Origin of the sequence: Bacteroides sp. HMSC067B03 (genome assembly GCF_001811315.1) — a bacterium.
GTDB classification, from domain to species: Bacteria; Bacteroidota; Bacteroidia; order Bacteroidales; family Bacteroidaceae; genus Bacteroides; species Bacteroides faecis.
Genome location: NZ_KV804450.1, coordinates 1 through 1,212 on the forward strand (window position 1 = coordinate 1; position 1,212 = coordinate 1,212).

A 1,212-nucleotide genomic window follows, 5' to 3' on the forward strand; every position below is an offset into this window, starting at 1 on the left:
ACAATTCCTTCAACTGGGAAAAACGGATCGTATTGCGATAAGTATGGAATAAAACGGAACCTAAAACACTGGATACAACTGAAATTGCCAGAATATAAAATAACGCGGTAATTTCCTTGGGAGTTTCCGTAAGATAATGAATGCCGATAAACGACACCCAGGTACAAACCAAAGCTATGAATGTATCAATTCCCAATACAATCCAATAACTAAAGTAATTTTTCTGCAAATATTGAACTAAACGGTCAAATGCGTGTTTCATAATTTAATACCCCAATAAATTATAAAGTCTTTTATAGATTTTATAAAACATAATTCATAGACTTACTATGACAATAGTTTATCGTAGATTGTGTGTAACTGAATTTGCAATGGTGAAGGCAATTGGTTTTTCATAATCTTTTGCGAACGCCTCAGAACAGTTCTTTTCTTTGCCTCATCCTCCGAATTGGCATAGATAGACACACTAAATCCCATCAGAAGAGACAGACACAAAGCAGCTTCCTGCTCGGCTGTCGTACCGTGACAAGGATACAGATCATTGATCTGTTCATGAATTTCTTTGTTCAGTCGTGCAATATCATCAATATATACACACTCCATACTATGACTTTTATGGAGCAGAGCATGAACAGTATTTTGAAGTTTATCGATTTTCTCTTGTAGACTGGAACCCGTCATCACCCACTTAGTTTTTTTCGCCAACAGGCTCAACATAACCAATCGGCATGTCTACGCAGGCGCAACCAAGCATGTTCAGTCGAACAGCAATCTTACTTTTACCATCTACATTGACAAGCTCACCCACAAGCCCCTGCAGAGGTCCTTTAATTACTTGAACTTTCTCACCACGTGCCAAAGGAGAGCTATTCATACAGACTGTTTCATCCGAATAATCAAGCATGAAGCGGAAACGGGCCATCTGGTCGTCAGGAATAACAGCAGGACTGCTCTCACCGCGCATCACCATATAGCGGCTCACTGTTGTAAAATTCAGGACTTCCATACGTTCCCTCGGATCAGCGTGCACAAACACCATCATTGGAAGCAGTACGGATTCAACTAATTTACGGCGGTCACTCCATTGATGTATTTCTTTCTGAACAGGCACAAAATTTTCAATCCCAACCTTGTTCAAATACTCCGAAACCTTCTTTTCATGATGCATACGGACCAATGCTACATACCAGCGTTTTGAGTGTGCTACGCCTT

At 40.1% G+C, this 1,212-nt stretch carries 2 protein-coding genes and 1 pseudogene; all 3 read right to left on the minus strand.

Going from position 1 to position 1,212, the window contains the following annotated elements:
- Positions 1–262, minus strand: a pseudogene (locus tag HMPREF2794_RS21695) (polysaccharide biosynthesis protein); the annotation flags it as partial.
- A gap of 65 nt (positions 263–327) precedes the next feature.
- Positions 328–681, minus strand: a complete 354-nt coding sequence (locus HMPREF2794_RS21700) for a UpxZ family transcription anti-terminator antagonist (RefSeq protein WP_070752671.1) — start codon at positions 679–681, stop codon at positions 328–330.
- A 7-nt stretch (positions 682–688) separates the two neighbouring features.
- Positions 689–1,212: UpxY family transcription antiterminator (locus HMPREF2794_RS21705; RefSeq protein WP_070752673.1), on the minus strand; the 524-nt coding region annotated here is incomplete at its 5' end.

Bases quoted from the DNA above. Each gene is read 5' to 3' on its own strand.
- HMPREF2794_RS21700 (WP_070752671.1), bottom strand. From the start codon at position 681: ATGACGGGTTCCAGTCTACAAGAGAAAATCGATAAACTTCAAAATACT.